The organism is Echinicola sediminis (genome assembly GCF_054777495.1).
Genome location: NZ_BAAHAP010000012.1, coordinates 46,274 through 65,302, shown reverse-complemented (window position 1 = coordinate 65,302; position 19,029 = coordinate 46,274). Strand labels below are relative to the sequence as shown.

Here is a 19,029-nt window from a genome sequence, read left to right as displayed (position 1 = left end):
GTAATGAGGTGACTGATCAAAAAATAAAGATTAATTATATTAATATAATGAAGCAGTATTTATTAAAAGCAGGTTTAGGGGGATTGCTATTTACAGCAATGGTTTTTCAAGTGATGGCCAGACAGGATACCGTAGGTTCAAAAATCCCTTTTTTAAAGGAAAAGAGCCAATGGGCTGATTCAGTCTTTCAAACCTTGAGTGCGGAAGAGAGGATTGCCCAGTTGATCATGATCCCGGTGTATTCCAATAGGGACAAGGAGCATGAGGATTCCATTGCGGCCTTGATAGAACAATACAAGGTCGGGGGGCTGATTTTTTTTCAGGGAGGCCCTGGAAGGCAGGCAAGCATGACCAACCGCTATCAGCAGATCAGTAAGGTGCCCATGATGGTTTCCATCGATGCGGAATGGGGCTTGGGCATGCGGTTGGACAGTACCATGAGTTTTCCTTATCAAATGGCATTAGGGGGGATAGAAGATGAGGAGCTGATTTATGAAATGGGGCGTGAGATTGCCCGGCAATGCAAGCGCATAGGCGTGAACATCAACTTTGCTCCTGTGGTGGACATAAATAACAATGCCAATAATCCGGTAATAGGCTTCCGCTCATTTGGAGAGAACAAAGAAAATGTGGCCTCCAAAGCCACCGCTTATATGCAAGGGATGCAGGATGAGCAGGTGCTGGCCAATGCCAAGCACTTCCCTGGCCATGGGGATACCAATGTGGATTCGCACTATGGCCTGCCCTTGATCAGCTTTTCCCGGGAAAGGCTGGAAGAGGTGGAGCTTTACCCCTTTAGGGAGTTGATGAAGAAGGGATTGGGAAGTGTGATGGTGGCCCATATGAATATCCCGGTGCTGGATGATACCCCGAATTTGGCATCTACACTTTCCCAACCCATTGTAAGCGGCTTGCTAAAGGAGGAGATGGATTATAAAGGCTTGGTTTTTACCGATGCACTGAACATGCAGGGTGTGGCCAAATTTTATCCCCCTGGCATTGTGGATGTAAAGGCCCTTTTGGCAGGAAATGATATGCTGCTCAATACCATGGATGTCAAAAAGACCATCGAAGAAATCAAAAAGGCCATTGAAAAGGGAGAAATTACCCAAGAGGAAGTGGACCAGCGGGTGAAGAAGGTGCTGCAGGCAAAAGCCTGGCTGGGGCTGGATGAATGGAAACCTGTAGAAATGGAAGGTATTTTTGAGGACATCAATAGTTCCAAAGCCCAATACCTGAACCGGCAGCTGGTAGAAGCTTCCATGACCCTGTTGAGAAACAAAGAGGAAATAGTGCCCATCAAAGGTTTGGCTGCAGAGAAGCTAGTCTATGTAGCTTTGGGAACCGACCAGGAAACGGCTTTTCAAAGGGGGCTTAGCCGCTATGTGGAAGCAGATCAGGTAGTCATTCCCAAGGAGGCCTCCCTTGCCGAACTGCAGCAGATCAAGGAGCAGCTTGCACCCTATACCAAAGTAATCGTAGGTGTTCATGATCTGGGCTTAAAAGCCAGTGTGAAGAACTTTGGGATCACAGCCGAAATGAATGTCTTTTTAAAAGAACTGATCCATGATAAGCCGACGATCGTGGCAGTATTCGGTAATGTCTACAGCTTGGACAAATTGGAAGATTTGGGAGAGGCAGATGCGGTGATTGCCGCCTATCAGGAGTCCGAGTTGACCCAAGATGTGGCTTCACAGCTTGTGTTTGGAGGGGTAGGTGCAAAGGGGCGGTTGCCAGTAACAGTGAATGCGGAATTTGCGAGAGGGAATGGATTGAGCACTGATGGTGGATTCCGGTTTTCCTATGTGGAGCCGGAGGCTGTTGGGATTGATCGGGAAGATTTGAAAGGAATCGAACAATTTGTAAATGAGGCCATTGAACAAAAAGCCATCCCCGGAGCTTCCGTCTTGGTGGCCAAAGAGGGAAAGGTGTTTTACCGTGAGGCATTCGGTTACCATACCTATGAGAAAGAAGTCCCTGTAGATACTGATGACCTGTTTGATTTGGCTTCAGTGACCAAAATCAGCACTTCCCTCGCAGCTTTAATGCAGCTCAAGGGAGAGGGAGAGTTTGATGAAAATAAGACATTGGGGACCTATTTGCCCATGGCCAGGGGAACCAATAAGGAGGATTTGGTTTACAAAGACATCCTTACCCATCAGGCAGGATTGACCGCCTGGATTGCCTTTTGGAAAAGTACCGTAAGAAAAAACGGCTCGTTCAAATGGTTCACTTTTAAGGATAAACCAAGCAAGCGCTTTCCGATCAAAGTGGCGGACAGTTTGTATATCCATCGACATTATGCAGATAAGATTTACAAAGAGATCATGAAGTCTCCCGTGAAGGAGGGGCAGGATTATGTGTACAGTGACCTGTCTTTTATTTTGGCCCCAAAAGTAGTATCCGCCATCACAGGAGAGGACTTTTATACCTATCTGAAGGATAATATTTACAGTCATCTTGGGGCGAGTACCCTGACGTTTAATCCTTACAGGCATTATTCCAAGGAGCGTATTGTGCCGACAGAATATGATAGCCTGTTCAGAAAGCAATTGTTGTCCGGGACCGTGCACGATGAGGGGGCGGCCATGTTGGGGGGAGTCAGTGGTCATGCCGGACTTTTTGGAGATGCCAATGACCTGGCCAAGTTGATGCAGCTGTACCTGAATGATGGAACTTACGCAGGAGAAAGCCTGATTAATGGAAATACCGTCAGTCAGTTTGGGCAATGTCAGTTTTGTCCGGATAACTACCGGGCATTGGGCTTTGATCGTCCAAGAAAGCCAGGCGATCCCAATAGCAATTCCGCTCCAAGTGCGCCGGCATCCAGTTTTGGCCATACCGGTTTTACCGGCACCTATGCCTGGGTAGACCCCGAAAACCAGTTGGTGTACATCTTCCTGTCCAACAGGGTACATCCCACCAGGGAAAATACCAAGCTTTACCAGCTCAATACAAGAACGAATGTGTTGGAGGTGGTTTATCAAGCAATGAAAAAAGATTAAGGCCATCAGAAAGGATGCTTAATCGCTCCAATAATAACTAAATAACCAATAACCATTAACTAACTATGAAAAAGTTACTGGCATTGCTTTTTGTGATGCAGTTCGGGGGGCTTTTTGCCCAAAATTTTAAGTTTGCCCATGTAACGGACACCCATATAGGCTCGCCAAACGGTGTGGCTGAGGAGGATTTAATGCGTACAGTAGAGGATATTAATGCTTTGTCGGGATTGGATTTTGTGGTTTTGACCGGGGATATCACCGAGATGGGGACTGATTTGGAAATCAAAAGGGCTAAGGAGATCATCTCCCTTTTGGAAATACCTTATTATGTCGTGCCGGGGAACCATGATACGGGCTGGTCCGAATCCGGCGGGGTGAGCTTCATCCGGGAGTTTGGCTACGATAAGTTTGTCTTCGAGCATCAGGGCTATAAGTTTATAGGAACGGCTTCGGGGCCATACGTAAGAATGTCTGACGGCCATATCCCCAGGGATGCCGTAGTCTGGATGGATTCTGTACTGGCAGCTACGCCAAAAGACCAGCGCATCATCAATGTCAACCATTATCCGCTGGACAACAGTCTGGACAACTGGTTCGAACTGACCGACAGGTTAAAGGAATACAATACCCAGTTTTCGATTTGTGGCCATGGACACCGTAACAAATCCTATGATTTTGAAGGAATTCCAGGGGTAATGGGGAGGTCAAATCTTCGGGCGAAAGATGAAGTAGGAGGTTATAATATCGTGGAGATCAAAGAAGATACGGCTTATTTTGCTGAAAGAACCCCTGGGCTGGAAACCTTGGATCCTTGGAGGAAAATTCCCTTGGGAAGAAGGGAATATGATGATGCAGCTGATTTTGAAAGACCTGATTATGGTATTAACAAAACCTACAGGCAAGTGAGTAAAAAGTGGAGCTACCACTCTGATGCCAATGTGACTTCTACCCCTGCCGTGGCAAAGGGAACGGTGATTTTTGGGAATAGCCTGGGGAAAGTAGAGGCGCTTTCCCGAGAGACGGGCAAGTTGCTTTGGACTTATCAAACTGAAGGAGGAATTTTTTCTTCACCGGCAGTTTATAAACACTTGGTCATAGTTGGTTCCGGGGATGGGAATATCTATGCCTTTGAAATAAACAACGGAAAGCTGGCCTGGAAGTATAAAGCCGAGGCTTCTGTATTAGGCAGTCCGGTGCTGGATGGGGAGAAAGTGCTCATAGGCAGCAGTGATGGTAAATTCAGGGCTCTGAAGGCAAAAAACGGGAAGCTCATCTGGGAGTTTGAAGGGCTCGGAGGACCAGCGGTCAGCAAGCCCCTTGTGTATGAGGGTAAGGTCTATTTTGGAGCCTGGGATAAACACCTCTATGCCTTGAATCTACAGGATGGTAGCTTGGAGTGGAAGTGGGATAATGGTTCTCCCAACCGCATGTATTCTCCGGCCATGTGTACTCCTGTGGCGCATGAAGGGGTGGTCTATATTGTTGCTCCGGATCGGTTTATTACGGCCCTGAATGCTGACTCCGGTCAAACCCTTTGGAGGAGCAATGAGGCTACCGTGAGGGAATCCTTGGGGATTTCTGAAGATAAAAGATGGGTGTACGGAAAAACCATGAACGATAAAATAGTGGCTTTCAAAACGGGCAAGGAAAAAGCTGACTTGGCCTGGCAAATGGACTGTGGTTTTGGTTATGAACATGTACCATCCATGTTGATTGAAAAAGAGGGAGCAGTTTACTTTGGGACCAAAAACAGCACGGTCTACAGTGTAAATCCAATCAATCAACAAATCAATTGGGCACATAAGATAGATAACTCCATGGCCAATACGGTCAATGTCCTGGATGCCCATTCCTTGGTGGTGGCCACCATGGATGGAAAAGTGGAATTATTAGTGTTTTAGAATTATAAGATCATAAAGTTTAGACAATATGCAGCGGCATCAAATCAAAGGATTAGTATTTGCCTTATGGGTGGGCTTAGGACTTTTTTCCTGTAAGGGCAAAACCCAACAAGATCAGGAAGCAATAGTAGAAGCCCCTAAGAGGGTGATAATAGGTGCAGAAAGGCTTCTGGAGGAAGCGTATTTCCCATTGGTAAAAGGAAAGAAGGTGGCTTTGGTGACCAACCATACAGGCCTATTACCGGACGGACGCCATTTGGTGGATGTGCTTTATGAAAATAAGGCGGTTGATTTGGCCTTGCTCTTTGGTCCTGAGCATGGCATAAGAGGTGAGGAAGACACCCATGTGGCCGATGGTAAGGACAAAGGGACCGGGCTTCCGGTAATTTCCCTTTATGGAAAAGTCAGAAAACCCACCGCTGAAATGCTCGAAGGGATAGAAGTGATCCTGTTCGATATCCAGGATGTGGGGGCACGTTTTTATACCTATATCGCCACGATGAACCATGTGCTTGAAGCGGCTGCAGAACAGGGAATTCCCTATGTGGTACTGGACAGACCCAATGCCATTGGAGGGATTTATGTAGACGGACCTGTAGGAAACAAGCAGTTGGAACCTGTGGTTGGGGTGGACCAATTGCCCGTGGTGCATGGAATGAGCGTGGGAGAACTTGCCCATATGTTCAATGAACAAAGGGCACAGGAAGGATTGGACAAAGCGGATCTTACGGTGGTCAAGATGGAGCATTACCGACGGGAGATGTGGTACGATGAAACCGGTCTACCCTGGGTCAAGCCTTCTCCCAATATGTTGACCTTGACCACAGCTGCCTTGTATCCCATGACCTGTCTGCTGGAAGGAACCAATATTTCTGAGGCCAGGGGAACGCTACATCCTTTTGAACATATCGGTGCTCCATGGATAGATGGAGGCGAGCTGGCCAATAAGCTGGAAAGTTACGGGTTGGAGGGAGTGAAGTTTTCCAGTGCCCGATTTGTGCCTGGACGTATAGTGGATGGCATTGAGATTTATCCGCCAAAATTTTTAGAGGATACCTGTTACAGTGCGGAAATAAAACTGGTCAACAGGGATGGATTTTCCTCTTCCAAGGCAGGGGTTTATATGCTGGACGCTTTGTATGCCTTGTACCCTGATCAATTGGAGTGGAAGGAAAAGAGGATGGACGGCTTATGGAAAACCAGCTCCATAAGAGAAGGTATCCTGTCTGGAAAATCCCCGGAGGAAATTGTTGAAAGCTGGGAGGAGGGCTTGGCTTATTTCAAGGAAGTCAGGGCCCAGTACTTGTTCTATTAACTCAGGTTTGTTTGGTCTAAGTCTTTAGCTGTTTCCTACCGAAGGTAGGATATAGCGGTGACTTAGACCTCAACTTGTTTAAGCCTTCAGGTTTCGGTTAAATATGTGGTTTTGATGGAATAGAAAGGTCCAAGTCTTCAGACTTGGACCAGGTTATATTAGACCAAATTTCTAGAGGAAATTTGGTCTATCCAGTTTTTGGCCTATGCGATAGGCGGCATTCATCAAGCCCACATGGCTGTAGGCCTGAGGGAAGTTGCCCCACTGACTGCCGGTTTTATGGTCCACATCCTCAGAAAACAGTTGCAGGTGGTTACAGTATTGTGTGAGGGTTTCAAAACCTTCCACGGCTTCATCGAGCCGGTTGACACAAGCCAGTGCCTCTATGTACCAAAAAGCACAGATCAGGAAAGTGGTTTCGGGTACCCCGAAGTCATCCATGTGCTTGTAGCGGTAGAAAAGGTAGTCTTTGGCCAGTAAATCTTTCTCCAACATCTTCAGGTGGTTATTGGCCCTTTCGATATCATTGCCAAAGTAGCCCATGGTGATCAACTGAAGGGTGCTGGCATCCATGTTTTTGGTGCCTATGGCCTGGGCATAGGCTTTTAGTTCGGGGACATAGCAAGCCTCAATTTTTGCAATGGCCTGTTGTTTTAGGCGTTCAGCTTTGGTCTTCATAAGCTGGTCATCCAACCTGTCGGCGATTTTGATGGCTGCACAGGATCCTGCCCAATGGAAAATAAAGGTATAACAGTGCTCTTGGGCCAGGTTTCTGAATTCCCACAGCCCGGCATCCTTCTCGTCCATGGTCTCCTCTATTTTATCCAGGAGATTATGGATAAACGGGGTGGAGTGGCTTTTTTCGGATTCTATAAAACGCTTATCCGCATAAAGCGGCAAGAGACTTACCAATACCTGTCCGTAGAGGTCGTTCTGGATATGGGTATAGGCTTGGTTGCCGAATCTTACAGGTTGGTTGCCCAAATATCCTGAGAGGTCGCTCAATTCCTCCTCCAATAAGGCCGATCCCGTGATAGAATACAAGGGTTGGTAGCGGCCATTGTCATTGGTAGGGAGGTTTTGTATGTATTCGAAATAACGCTCCAATTCTTGGAAATGCCCCAGTGAGTTGAATACATTGAGGGTATAATAGCTGTCTCGGATCCAACAGTAGCGGTAATCCCAGTTTCTGGTGGAGCCGGGAGATTCGGGCAAGCTGGTGGTGGAGGCTGCTATGATGGCACCGGTATCTTCGAACTGGTGAATCTTAAGGGCCAGAGCCGACCTGACCACCAGACGCTGGTAGAAATGGGGGATACTCGTGGACTTTATCCATTCCCGCCAATATTGGGTGGTGGCTTGGAGGAACCTTTCCGCTGTACTTTCTACCGGAGCTTCCAAAGGCCTGCCATAGGTGAAAAACAAGTAAATCGGCCGTTGTAATCGGAAAGCCATATCCTCCATGATATAGTTGACAGAGCAGTTTGTCGTCAGTCGGACCTCTTGCTCAGCGCCAAGGTAATCGATGTGGTTGCTGCTCATGGAGGGCTTTAGCAGCTTTTTGCCCCGGTTGGTGACCGGTTTGCAGTTGATTTTGATCTTTGGTTCCCCTTTGAGAGGGACGATTTTTCTGACCACCATCAGGGGTTTATGGTACCGGTCAAAGTTATGGAAGCGGGGAGCGAAGTCAGTCACCGAATAGGCTTCCTCTTCATTGTCCAAAGTGATGGTAGTTTTGAGGATGTTGGTGTTTTCCAGGTATTCCTGCTCGGAAGAGAACGCCTTGTTTTCGGGCAATATGCTGAACTCCCCGCCTTTTTCGGGGTCAAGCATACTTCCAAAAGTGAAGTCACTGTCAAACCTGGGGAAACATAGCCAACTGATATTCGTGTTTTGCTCAATGTGGGCGATATAAGCACAGTTGCCAATAAGCCCAGTGCCATAAAGATGTCTTTTTGTCATTTATAATCAGGTTGAATGGTACCAAAAATAATGAGCGGCTTTTTGGGTAAGCGTTGAATATAATAAAAAAATGAAAAGGTAAGAAGGTTGAAAGGTTGAAATGTTGTAAGGATTGAAAGTTGGCCCTGATCAGTATTGTGCAGTTGTTCCCTCGGCTGTGCCGCGGAACTCCTAAAGTAGCGCATCCAGCGCTGTTCAAATTGACAATAGAGTAAAAGTTTTACTTTAAGCATGCCGCCAACCCCGGATCGACACCATTTTTTTTTCTCAATACTCAATACTCAATACTCAATACTAGATACTCAATAAAAAATACCAGCTCCAAACTTGATTACTATCTTTTCCCCTCAAAAGGCACATAAACCACCTTTTTGGTTTCGAAGAAATCTTCTTTGAAATAGTCTTCCAAGTGATAGGTGACATAGGAGATGTCCAGTTCTTCCATTTCCTCGTCCACATCCCCTCCTTTCAGGTAAAGGATGCCGTTTTGGAATTCATTGAAATCTTCTTTTTTGAATTTGCCTTTTACCCAAGGATAAAAATTGATCATGCGGGTAACGGCCCTGCTGACCACAAAGTCGTATTTTCTTTTGAGGGACTCCGCACGCACCTGCTGGGCTTCCACATTACTCAGTTTTAGGATTTTGGCAATGTCCTTGACCACGGTGATTTTCTTGCCAATGGAATCTACCAGGTGAAAGTTGGTTTCCGGAAACATAATGGCCAAAGGTATTCCCGGGAAGCCCCCTCCGGTGCCGATGTCCAGCACCCAGGTGCCCGGTTCAAACTGCATGACCTTGGCTATGCCCAGGGAATGGAGAACATGGTGGATATAAAAAGCATCCATGTCCTTTCGGCTGATGACATTGATTTTTTGGTTCCAGTCGCGGTAAAGCCCGCCCAAAGCGGCAAACTGCTCTTTTTGCTTTTCGGTAATATCGGGGAAATAGGAGAGGATCAGGTCAAGTTCCTGGTTCATGCTGTACGTGATTTGGCCATAAAAACCCCCAAAGATACAGTTTTAGATTCATTCCTTTTTGGAACAAGAGGAAAAGTTGTGGGCACAGATGGAAAGGATGAACATAGGTGATTCTTAACGTGTCTGAGGGGTGACAGGAAATTAGGCAAGATAAAAGGCTCTTAACTATTAAAAATGATTGTGAAAAGGGAAGAAATGAAGGTTCCGGATTGCAAATCCGGAACAGCGGTAAAACTGGCAAAGATAAGAGAGCTATAGCCATTAAAGAGGAATGAAATATAAGTTCCGGGTTGCAAACCCGGAACAGCGTGATTTTGGAATAGGGACAAAGATAAGGGGCTTAGGACGTTAAAGTGGGGACTTTTTGGGGTGAAGGTGAGAATGTAAGAAACCAGAAAAAGTGTTTTAGGTTTTTCAAATATTATATTGTTGGCTATGTTTGTTATTATTCTTGCAAGGATCCTTAGGGTTTTTAGCCGTGTTTTTATTGTTACAACTAATAATTTTAGTTGTTCTACCCTAGACCAATCGAAACCAAATCACTCATAGAAATTAGTATAAAATTGGAGGGAATCTAATCAAATGAATAAGATAAGCTTTTTGTTAGTAGCATTGATTGGCATCATGTCGGTTTACCAATTAAATGCCCAAGTGTTAGGGAAATCGAAAAAGATAGAAGTTTCAATGGGACCAACGTTTCATTCAAACGGTATGAATGAAGACTACTACTATGATTTTAAACTTCCTAGTGAATCCATCAGGCCTGAAAGTGAAATATTGGAAGGAGTCAACCTGAAATTTTCCATCTCAACGAAAAAGGAATATATGGATTTAGTGTTTGGGACTATATTAGAGTGGGGGGCGTCAACTGTGAATCGATTTAGTTCGCGTACTTCTTTTGATTACAAAATAAATGGAGGTGGGGTTTATGCCGGGGTAAGTCCAAAATTAAAAGGAAAACACTTTGGGCTAACTTCTGAATTTGCCCTTGGGGTATTTAGTTATAAAGAAACAATAGTAGCTTTTGATGATGGTGCTTCCCCTCCAATTGATATATATGACAAAAGGAATTCCCATGGACTTGGGGCATTAAGTTCTGTTGGGTTTTATGTGAAATTTGGAGATTTTGGAATCAACCCAAATTTGAATGCAATATTTTCTGGAGGAGACAATACAAGCTTTATATTCTACGGTCTTACTATCCCGATTACTTATAATTTATAAGTTAAGATAGTGGGGTGTTTGATGCCCAAATTTTTTATTAAGACTAATGTCTTAAAGGACTCTGCAATTAATGAGGATTTTAAAGAGGGAATGAAATAAAAGTTCCGGATTGCAAATCCGGAACAGTTACGAGTGTCTAAAGTCTGCTGTCTAGTGTCTAGCATCTAATATCTAGCGTCTAATTCCTAGCATCTAAATATGTCTCTCCTTGCCTTGGGCGATTTCGTAAAGAAGCTCTCTTGAACGGTGCAGCTGTGCTTTGACCGTTCCCAGCGGTTTGTCCAGTTCCTTGGCAATTTCGTCATAGGAAAGTTCATCGAAGTACCTCAGCTTTACCAGTTTTCTGTATTTGGCAGGCAGCTTGTCCACAAAAATCCTTACCATCTCGATCCGTTGGCTTTTGATGAACTCATCCTGTGGGTTGTTTTCATCATCTTCCACATCGATATTGACCGAGTTGCCACTGTCATCGGTGAGGGTGTTGTTCAGGCTCATGGTTTTGAGCTTTTTCTTCCGGATAAAGTCAATGGTGTTATTGGTGGCTATTCTAAAAAGCCAGGTACTAAAGGTATAATCCTTTTTAAATTTATGTAGGTTCCTAAAAGCTTTGGCAAAGGCTTCCATGGTCAGGTCTTCAGCATCGTCTGCATCACGGATCATTTTCAGGATCATGAAGTAGACGGCTTTCTTGTACCGTTTCATCAAAGTGGCATAAGCCTGCTGGTCTTTTTGATCTACTGCCTTGTCTATTAAGTCAAAATCTTCTAGCGCTTTGTCTGAGAACCCTCTTTCGTTTATTTCCATCTAACTGTTTTTGATAGGTAACCTTTAGCCCCAATAATCCAAAAATAACTTAAATACATTAAATCGAAAAACATCGTCCAGAACACTTTCCTATGGCCTTCGATTTTATGAATCGCCTTATTAATTGTGGAAAATTGAAGCAATCCCCGTATAACTATAATACTAATAATTATAACGATTGGTTCCCAATTTTGCACAATGCTCAGCAAAGCTATGGCTGAAGCCCAAAAAAACAAATGGCTGATGGCATAAAGGCCGATTTTAATTTTATCAACGGTTCTATAGTATTTTCCGGTCTGAAAGTGCCGTTTCTTTTGGATGTAATATTCTTTGAACGTGCCCTTTGGGATGGAGCGGGTAATGCTGTCAGGATGGATCACTACAGCCGTATTACTTTTTCTGGCGTGCCTGTTGACGTAGAGATCGTCATCGCCCCCTAAAATCTGCCAAAGGTCCTTGAAGGCTTTCTTGTCCATAAAGAACTGTTTTCGGTAAGCCAGGTTTCTGCCCACCCCCATGAAAGGTGCCTTCCAAAGTGCAAACGAAAAATATTGTATGGCCGTAAACCAAGTTTCATACTGGATTAGCCTATTGAGAAAACCTTTGGTTTTTTCATATCCACCATAGCCCAAGGCAAAGGTCTTGCCTTCATTCCGGATGGGCTGCGTCATCTGCTGTATCCAGTTGTCAGACACCGGGACACAGTCCGCATCGGTAAGGAGAAGGACATCGTACTTGGCCACTTTAATTCCGAGGGTCAGGGCGTATTTTTTTGGGGTCACATGATCAGGGGTATAATTGACCGTGACGGTTCTGAGCTGTGGGTAGGCGGTCATCATCTTTTCCAGCAAAAAACGGGAGTCGTCATTGGAGCGGTCATTGATGACCAATACCTCAAATTTGGGGTAGTTTTGCTGGATTAGTACCGGGATGAGCTTTCTGAGGTTTTCCATTTCATTCCTGGCAGCAATGATAATGCTGACTCCCTCCTGGTTTTGCGAATAGTCAGCAGTTTTGTTTTGGGCATAAAAGAAGCTCAGTCTTCCGAAAATGATAATCAGGTAGATAAGTTGGACTAAAGTAGCAGTACCTAAGATGAGCCACAGCAAATTGATGATCATGTGCAGTTTGATTTCGCAGTAAAGATAAAATCAAAAACAGCAACTCTTTTAAGGATAAGCTTATATTTTTGTGCCGGATTTGATAACTAAATCATAACAAGGTCGTTTTATCTTGTTTGAAATTGACGATTAATGAAGTTTATTCTCGAAAACCAAGACACAAAGAGTAATGCCCGTGCAGGAGTGGTCACCACAGACCATGGCGATATACAGACACCGATCTTTATGCCGGTGGGGACTGCAGGATCCGTGAAGGCGGTACATCAGCGAGAGCTTACCAATGATGTCAAAGCGCAGATTATTTTAGGGAATACCTATCACCTGTACCTTAGGCCGGGATTGGATATCCTGGAAAAGGCCGGTGGCTTGCATAAATTTAATGGATGGGAAAAGCCCATTCTTACCGATAGCGGAGGGTACCAGGTGTTTTCATTGGCCGGTACCCGAAAAATCACTGAGGAAGGGGTGCTGTTTAAGTCCCACATTGATGGTTCCAAGCATAAGTTTAATCCTGAGAATGTGATGGACATTCAAAGAAGCATTGGGGCGGATATCATCATGGCCTTTGATGAATGTACTCCGTACCCTTGCGAATTTGGGTATGCCAGGGAGTCCATGGAGATGACACACCGTTGGCTGAAGCGCTGCATCGATCGGGTGGACAGCACCGAAGGAAAATATGGGTACGAGCAGACTTTGTTCCCCATCGTTCAGGGAAGTGTCTACAAGGATTTGCGTAAGCAGTCTGCCGAGTTTGTGGCTTCTTGTGGCAGGGATGGCAATGCAATAGGAGGACTCTCGGTAGGGGAGCCGGCGGAAATGATGTACGAAATGACGGAGCTGGTGACAGATATTCTCCCCCAGGACAAGCCAAGGTACCTGATGGGAGTAGGCACGCCGGCCAATATTCTGGAGTGCATCGCCTTGGGAGTGGATATGTTTGACTGCGTGATGCCTACCAGGAATGCCCGAAATGGAATGATTTTTACTTCCGAAGGGATTATGAATATGCGGAATGAAAAGTGGAAGGATGATTTTTCGCCGATCGACCCGAATATCAACAGTTATGTCAGTAGCTTCTATTCCAGGGCTTATTTGAGACATTTGACCATCAGCAAGGAGATATTAGCGGCCCAGATTGCGAGTATTCATAATTTAAGCTTTTATCTTTGGTTGGTAGGAGAGGCCAGGGAGAAAATCAAAGCAGGGGAGTTTGCCGCTTGGAAAGAAATGATGGTGAAAAAAGTCAGCAGAAGATTGTAAAGGCATGAAATTAATCGATAAGCTTATCATAAAGGATTTCCTCAAAACCTATCTGTTTGTGGTTTTGATGTTGATCTTGATCGTCCTGGTATTGGACTTTACCGAGAAGAACGATGAGTTTATCAGGAATAAAGTGCCTTCAGCAGAGATCATGAAGTACATGTTCAATTACGGATTGTACCTTAACAATCTGCTGACCCCGATCACAGTGTTTATCTCGGTGATCTTCATTACCTCCCGAATGGCCGGTCGTACTGAGATTGTGGCTATTTTGAGCAGCGGAGTGAGTTTTTTAAGGATGCTCAAGCCTTTTTTGATAGGGGCTTCACTGATTGCCATCGTGAGTTTTGTGCTGAATGGCTGGGTATTGCCTGGTGCCACTGCTGGGATGTATAATTTTAAAATGGAGTACCTGGAAGATGACAGTCAGTACAGTTACCAAAACCTCCATGTCAAGGTGGCGCCGGATGTATACGCTTATATCAATAGGTATTATACCGGTCCCAAGCGGGGATATACGTTTACACTGGAGCGTATAGAGGATGGAAGGTTGTTGTCCAAGCTTTCCGCAGATAGGATTACTTGGGATACCACGACCAATGCCTGGAAGGTGAGCAAATGGAGGCTGCGGGAGCTGAAGGATATGAAAGAGGAGTATTCCGTCGGGGAGGAAATGGACACGGTCCTTTCCGTTACTCCGGAGGATTTTGACCTTCCTATCAATCACCATGAGACCTTGAACCTTCCGGACCTGAACAAGCAGATTGAGGTATTGGAAGACCGTGGAGCTGAAAATGTCAGCTTTTACAAAATCGAATGGTATGTGCGTTTCATGTCCCCTTTTGCAGCCATCATACTGACTTTTATAGGGGTGATCGTGTCTTCCAAAAAGACCCGAGGAGGTTCCGGATTTAAGATTGCCTTAGGCTTTTTGCTGGCCTTTATCTATATCATCCTGTTTCTGTTGTCAAGGACCTTTGCGGAGGCAGGGACGGCGTATCCCGTGCTGGCGGTATGGATTCCCAATATCGTTTTTGCAGCGACGGGCTTGGTGATGTATAAAACGATTCCCCGTTAGACCCCATGGAAGGGCCTTCTTTTAAGGATTACCTGATGCTCCATATTATTGTACTGATATGGGGCTTCACCGCTATTCTCGGATTGTTGATCAGCATACCTGCCGTAGAGATTGTCTTTTTTAGAACCTTGCTTGCGACCGTTTTTTTAGGAGGGCTTTTTATGCTAAGGAAAAGAGCGGTTAAACTTGAAAGTAGGGAGTTGGCTAAGATTTTGGGGACGGGGGGCTTGATTGGCATGCATTGGGTTTTGTTTTTTGGTGCGGCAAGAATCTCCACAGCCTCGGTGTGCTTGGCAGGAATGGCCACTTGCTCATTATGGACGGCATTTGTCGAGCCTTGGGTGAATAAGCAAAAAATAAAATGGTACGAGGTAATGCTGGGAGTCATTGTGCTCTTTGGGCTGTATGTTATTTTCAAGTTTGAATTCAGGTATTGGGAAGGACTGTTGATGGCCTTAGGGTCGGCTTTTTTGGGAGCTTGTTTTTCTGTAAGTAACGGGCAGTTGACCAAAAAGCATTCTCCCTACATCATCACTTTTTATGAAATGATGGGGGCATGTCTGTTCACTTTATTGTTTATGCCCTTTTACGCAGCTTATTTCACAGGGGAGGAAGGCATTCAACTGGCTTTGAGCCCCATGGATTATTTTTGGTTTTTCCTGCTGAGCGGGGTTTGTACTGTTTATGCGTTTTCTGTTTCCGTGGAGCTGATGAAAAGGCTCAGCGTTTTTTCCATCAACCTTACTGTGAACCTGGAGCCGGTGTATGGGATTATTTTAGCGGTGTTGATTTTTGGGGAGAAGGAGCAGATGACTCCGGGCTTTTATTTGGGGACCTTGATCATACTGGCCTCTGTGTTTATGTACCCTGTATTCAATTTCTTTTATAAGAGAAGGAAGAATAAGCAGCTGTTGAGAATGCAGTGAATGGAGAGGCAAGTACAAAGTACGAAGTAGGAAGTACTAAGTATGAACTACGAAGATTGCGAAATTGGGCTGGCAGGAAATCGCCTTTAGGATGAAAACCCTTTGAGGGCTTCAGTAAGGGGGCAAATGTACAAATCCGAAATAGATGTATTGTTCTTAATCATTAGTCCTCAAAGGGTTTCTCCAATTCAGGTTGTTAAAAGCGATTTTGATGTTGGTCGGAATCTGTAATTCCGACCCTGTGCGGTATTAAATATAGATCAAGCCAACTATGGCAATTAATACTAATCACTCATTAGGGTCATCCAGTTTAGAGGAGTGAAAGCGTCTATATTCTTGATCCAATTACCTTGGTACTATTTCAGCTCTCCTTTAAAGGTGAAGTATTCCTTGGGCCATTCACCGATCGTCGGTTCATGTTCAAACAGGCCAAAGACAGTGGAGCCTGAGCCGGACATGGCCGCATAAAAAGCCCCCTTATCGTAGAGTTTTTCTTTGATCTCGCCGATTTCGGGATGTTTGGGGAATATACTTGCTTCGAAGTCGTTTTTTAATTGTTCTTTCCAAAGGGTCCTGTCCTTTAAGGTCTCCCTGAGGTCATGTTCCGGTTGCTGGGGTGTAATGCCTGCATAGGCTTCTTTGGTGCCAATATGTACTTGAGGATTGATGAGTACGATCCAGCATCCAGATAAATCGACCTTTACCTCTTCAAGTATCTCTCCTCTTCCGGTAGCTATTTTGGGGGTGTTTTCAATAAAGAAAGGGCAGTCACTGCCCAGTTCAGCAGCATAATCTTCCAAAAACCAGTCTTCCAGGTGGAGGTCAAACAGGCGGTTCATGATTTTTAATGCAAAGGCAGCATCTGCAGAACCTCCGCCTAAGCCTGCTCCCATGGGGATGGTTTTGTGCAGGTGGACCTGGATATGGGGAAGCTCGTTAAAATCCTTTCGCAATAATTTGAGCGCTTTAAGAATAAGATTGTCTTTCTCCTTTCCGGGAATAGTTAATCCCGTGGAATGGAAGGTGGTTTTTTCTGCTATGGTGATTTCCAGGGCTTCAGCCAGTGGAATGGGGACCATGCAGGTAATGATATCGTGATAGCCGTCCTTTCTCTTTTTAGTGATGTAGAGGCCTAAATTGATTTTAGCGTTGGGAAACTGTACCATGTGGACAATCTTGATGGTAAAAGAAGTATCGACGCAAAACTATTAAAAAAGGCGTATTAATATTGGTGCTTCTTTTAAAGAGTTTTAAATATGTTTGTTGATGGTGTTAAAAAAAGCCGTAAAAATTGGTTTTGAACTTTAATTAGGGTGGATTTTTTAACAAAAATTTAAAAAAAGAGGAAATCAGAAGAAAATTTCGAAAATATGTAAAATGTTATTCATATGAAACATAAACGAGCGTAATGCAGAAAAAATTCATGAAAAACTGAGGCGGTTTTTCAGATATGCAATAGTTTAATTTTTAGTTCATTTTAAAAAAAGAAATAAAATATTGTAAGTCTCAAATTAGGGTTTTACTTTTGTTAGGCAATTGAAAAAATTAATAACTCGATACCACTAAACACACAAAAAGCATGTTAAGAATAGTCAGCGTCATTAGCCTTGTTGTCATTCTCATTTTCAACTGAAATGAGGCGCTAGACTATTGTAAAACATCCATAAAGCAATAAAGTGCCTCATACCATGAGGCACTTTTTTTTATAAGTCAATAACAGAAGATTGTATATCTTATGAGCGATTTGAAGAAATATAGTTGGGAAATTAGTGATAATCAGGAAAATCCTGCGGCGATGGCCATGTTATATGCCACCGGTATCAGTGATAAAAAGATGAAACAACCCTTTGTAGGGGTGGCCAGTTGTGGTTATGAAAGTAACCCTTGTAATATGCACTTGAACAGCTTTGCGGAGGATATCAAAAAGTCTACCGACAGCGAGGATCTTTCTGGCTTTATTTTTAACACTATAGGGATTTCTGACGGTCAGTCCATGGGGACTTCAGGGATGAAGTACAGCCTTCCTTCCAGAGAAGTGATCGCTGATTCCATAGAGTCCTTTATCCTTGGTCACTCATTTGATGGCGTAGTGACCATCCCTGGTTGTGATAAAAACATGCCGGGCGTGGTTATGGGCATGCTCCGAATAAACCGTCCCGGGATAATGGTTTTTGGCGGTACTATTCGCTCAGGTCATTATAAGGGAGAAAAGTTGAACATTGTTTCAGCATTTGAAGCCTATGGGAAGAAGATCAACGGTCAGATTTCCGATGAAGATTATATGGGCGTGATCAAAAACGCCTGCCCGGGTGCAGGGGCTTGTGGCGGTATGTATACTGCCAACACAATGTCTTCAGCTATTGAAACCATGGGGCTGTCCTTGCCTTTCAGTTCTTCTTATCCCGCTACTTCCAAAGAAAAGCGTGAAGAGTGTAAGAACATCGGTAAGTATATCAAGCAGTTGCTTGCTTTGGACATCAAGCCAAAAGATATCATTACCCGCAAAAGCCTGGAGAATGCCGTCAGGGTGACGGTAGCTCTAGGAGGAAGTACCAATGCGGCGCTTCACCTACTGGCAATAGCCAGAACTGCAGGGGTGGATTTCACCTTGGAGGACTTCAAGCGCATCAATTCGGAGACTCCGGTATTGGGTGACTTTAAGCCAAGCGGTAAATTCATGATGGAAGACCTTTATGAAATCGGAGGGCTTCCTGCCTTCTTGAAGTATTTCCTTAATGAAGGATTGCTCCACGGAGACTGCATGACGGTTACAGGAAAGACCATGGCTGAGAACCTGGCAGATATAGAGCCGGTGAAAGTCTCCAAGGAAAGCGTGATTCATCCGTTGGATAATCCGATCAAGGAAACAGGCCATTTGTGTGTGCTTCATGGCAACCTGGCTCCAGAAGGTGCCGTTGCAAAGATTTCCGGTAAGGAAGGAAAATCCTTTACGGGCACAGCAAGGGTTTATAATAGTGAAGTGGAGGCAAACGAGGCCATGAAAAATAAAGAAGTTCAAAAAGGAGATGTGGTGGTGATCCGCTACGTGGGACCTAAAGGCGGGCCGGGCATGCCGGAAATGTTAAAGCCTACATCCATCATTATTGGTGCAGGGCTTGGAGCAGAGGTGGCCATGGTTACAGACGGTAGGTTCTCAGGTGGTACACATGGATTTGTGGTTGGGCACGTTACTCCTGAGGCATATGCGGGTGGGCCGATCGCTTTGATCCAGAATGGGGACAAGGTGACCATCGATGCTGAAACATTAGAAATTAACGTAGAGGTCAGCGAAGAGGAATTTGCTGAAAGAAAGAAGAGCTGGAAAAACAAAGATTTAAGCCATCTTCAAGGAACATTAAAGAAATACAGTCAATTAGTGTCTACTGCTTCTGAAGGCTGTGTAACAGATCAGGCTTAAGCGTTGTAGACGGTAAGAGATACCAAAAGGTAG

13 protein-coding genes are annotated in these 19,029 nt (G+C 44.7%); 8 read left to right on the top strand and 5 right to left on the bottom strand.

Annotation, left to right across the window (positions count from 1 at the left end; translation table 11 throughout):
* Positions 1-47: 47 nt before the first annotated feature.
* The 3 genes from ACYVAA_RS04925 (at position 48) to ACYVAA_RS04915 (ending at position 6,221) form a co-directional block, all read left to right on the top strand.
* On the top strand, positions 48-3,005 hold the full coding sequence (locus ACYVAA_RS04925; RefSeq protein ID WP_460539048.1) for a glycoside hydrolase family 3 N-terminal domain-containing protein: 2,958 nt from the start codon (positions 48-50) through the stop codon (positions 3,003-3,005).
* A gap of 65 nt (positions 3,006-3,070) precedes the next feature.
* Positions 3,071-4,906, top strand: coding sequence for an outer membrane protein assembly factor BamB family protein (locus tag ACYVAA_RS04920; RefSeq protein ID WP_460539046.1), 1,836 nt, complete (start codon positions 3,071-3,073; stop codon positions 4,904-4,906).
* A 28-nt stretch (positions 4,907-4,934) separates the two neighbouring features.
* Complete coding sequence (locus ACYVAA_RS04915) at positions 4,935-6,221, top strand: exo-beta-N-acetylmuramidase NamZ family protein (protein ID WP_460539044.1); 1,287 nt, start codon at positions 4,935-4,937, stop codon at positions 6,219-6,221.
* A 171-nt stretch (positions 6,222-6,392) separates the two neighbouring features.
* Here the strand turns inward: ACYVAA_RS04915 and ACYVAA_RS04910 are convergent, their stop codons facing one another.
* Positions 6,393-8,183, bottom strand: a complete 1,791-nt coding sequence (locus tag ACYVAA_RS04910; RefSeq protein WP_460539042.1) for a glycoside hydrolase family 15 protein — start codon at positions 8,181-8,183, stop codon at positions 6,393-6,395.
* 334 nt (positions 8,184-8,517) lie between these two features.
* Positions 8,518-9,162, bottom strand: a complete 645-nt coding sequence (rsmG, locus tag ACYVAA_RS04905) for a 16S rRNA (guanine(527)-N(7))-methyltransferase RsmG (RefSeq protein ID WP_460539040.1) — start codon at positions 9,160-9,162, stop codon at positions 8,518-8,520.
* A gap of 582 nt (positions 9,163-9,744) precedes the next feature.
* On the opposite strand from rsmG, the gene ACYVAA_RS04900 reads away from it, so the two are divergent.
* On the top strand, positions 9,745-10,386 hold the full coding sequence (locus tag ACYVAA_RS04900; protein ID WP_460539038.1) for a hypothetical protein: 642 nt from the start codon (positions 9,745-9,747) through the stop codon (positions 10,384-10,386).
* Between the two features lie 192 nt (positions 10,387-10,578).
* On the opposite strand, the gene ACYVAA_RS04895 is transcribed toward ACYVAA_RS04900, so the two are convergent.
* Together ACYVAA_RS04895 and ACYVAA_RS04890 are read right to left on the bottom strand one after the other, a co-directional pair.
* A complete protein-coding gene (locus ACYVAA_RS04895; protein ID WP_460539036.1) occupies positions 10,579-11,190 on the bottom strand; it encodes an RNA polymerase sigma factor in 612 nt (203 codons plus the stop codon).
* Positions 11,181-12,311, bottom strand: a complete 1,131-nt coding sequence (locus ACYVAA_RS04890) for a glycosyltransferase family protein (protein WP_460539034.1) — start codon at positions 12,309-12,311, stop codon at positions 11,181-11,183. The genes ACYVAA_RS04895 and ACYVAA_RS04890 overlap by 10 nt, the downstream gene beginning before the upstream one ends.
* Positions 12,312-12,443: 132 nt before the next feature.
* Here ACYVAA_RS04890 and tgt point away from each other — a divergent pair, with 132 nt between their 5' ends.
* The 3 genes from tgt to ACYVAA_RS04875 are packed head-to-tail and all read left to right on the top strand — an operon-like array spanning position 12,444 to position 15,578.
* The gene (gene tgt, locus ACYVAA_RS04885; RefSeq protein WP_460539032.1) at positions 12,444-13,574 is read left to right on the top strand and encodes a tRNA guanosine(34) transglycosylase Tgt; all 1,131 of its coding nucleotides are present in this window, start codon (positions 12,444-12,446) and stop codon (positions 13,572-13,574) included.
* A gap of 4 nt (positions 13,575-13,578) precedes the next feature.
* Positions 13,579-14,652 (top strand): LptF/LptG family permease, encoded by a 1,074-nt coding sequence (locus tag ACYVAA_RS04880; protein ID WP_460539030.1) that lies wholly within the window; start codon positions 13,579-13,581, stop codon positions 14,650-14,652.
* A 5-nt stretch (positions 14,653-14,657) separates the two neighbouring features.
* Positions 14,658-15,578 carry a DMT family transporter gene (locus tag ACYVAA_RS04875; RefSeq protein ID WP_460539028.1) on the top strand — a complete coding sequence of 307 codons (921 nt, stop codon included), beginning with the start codon at positions 14,658-14,660 and terminating at the stop codon, positions 15,576-15,578.
* A 356-nt stretch (positions 15,579-15,934) separates the two neighbouring features.
* Here the strand turns inward: ACYVAA_RS04875 and ispE are convergent, their stop codons facing one another.
* Positions 15,935-16,744 (bottom strand): 4-(cytidine 5'-diphospho)-2-C-methyl-D-erythritol kinase, encoded by an 810-nt coding sequence (gene ispE, locus ACYVAA_RS04870; RefSeq protein WP_460539026.1) that lies wholly within the window; start codon positions 16,742-16,744, stop codon positions 15,935-15,937.
* A gap of 569 nt (positions 16,745-17,313) precedes the next feature.
* On the opposite strand from ispE, the gene ilvD reads away from it, so the two are divergent.
* Positions 17,314-18,996 carry a dihydroxy-acid dehydratase gene (gene ilvD, locus ACYVAA_RS04865; protein ID WP_460539024.1) on the top strand — a complete coding sequence of 561 codons (1,683 nt, stop codon included), beginning with the start codon at positions 17,314-17,316 and terminating at the stop codon, positions 18,994-18,996.
* The last annotated feature ends 33 nt before the right edge of the window (positions 18,997-19,029 follow it).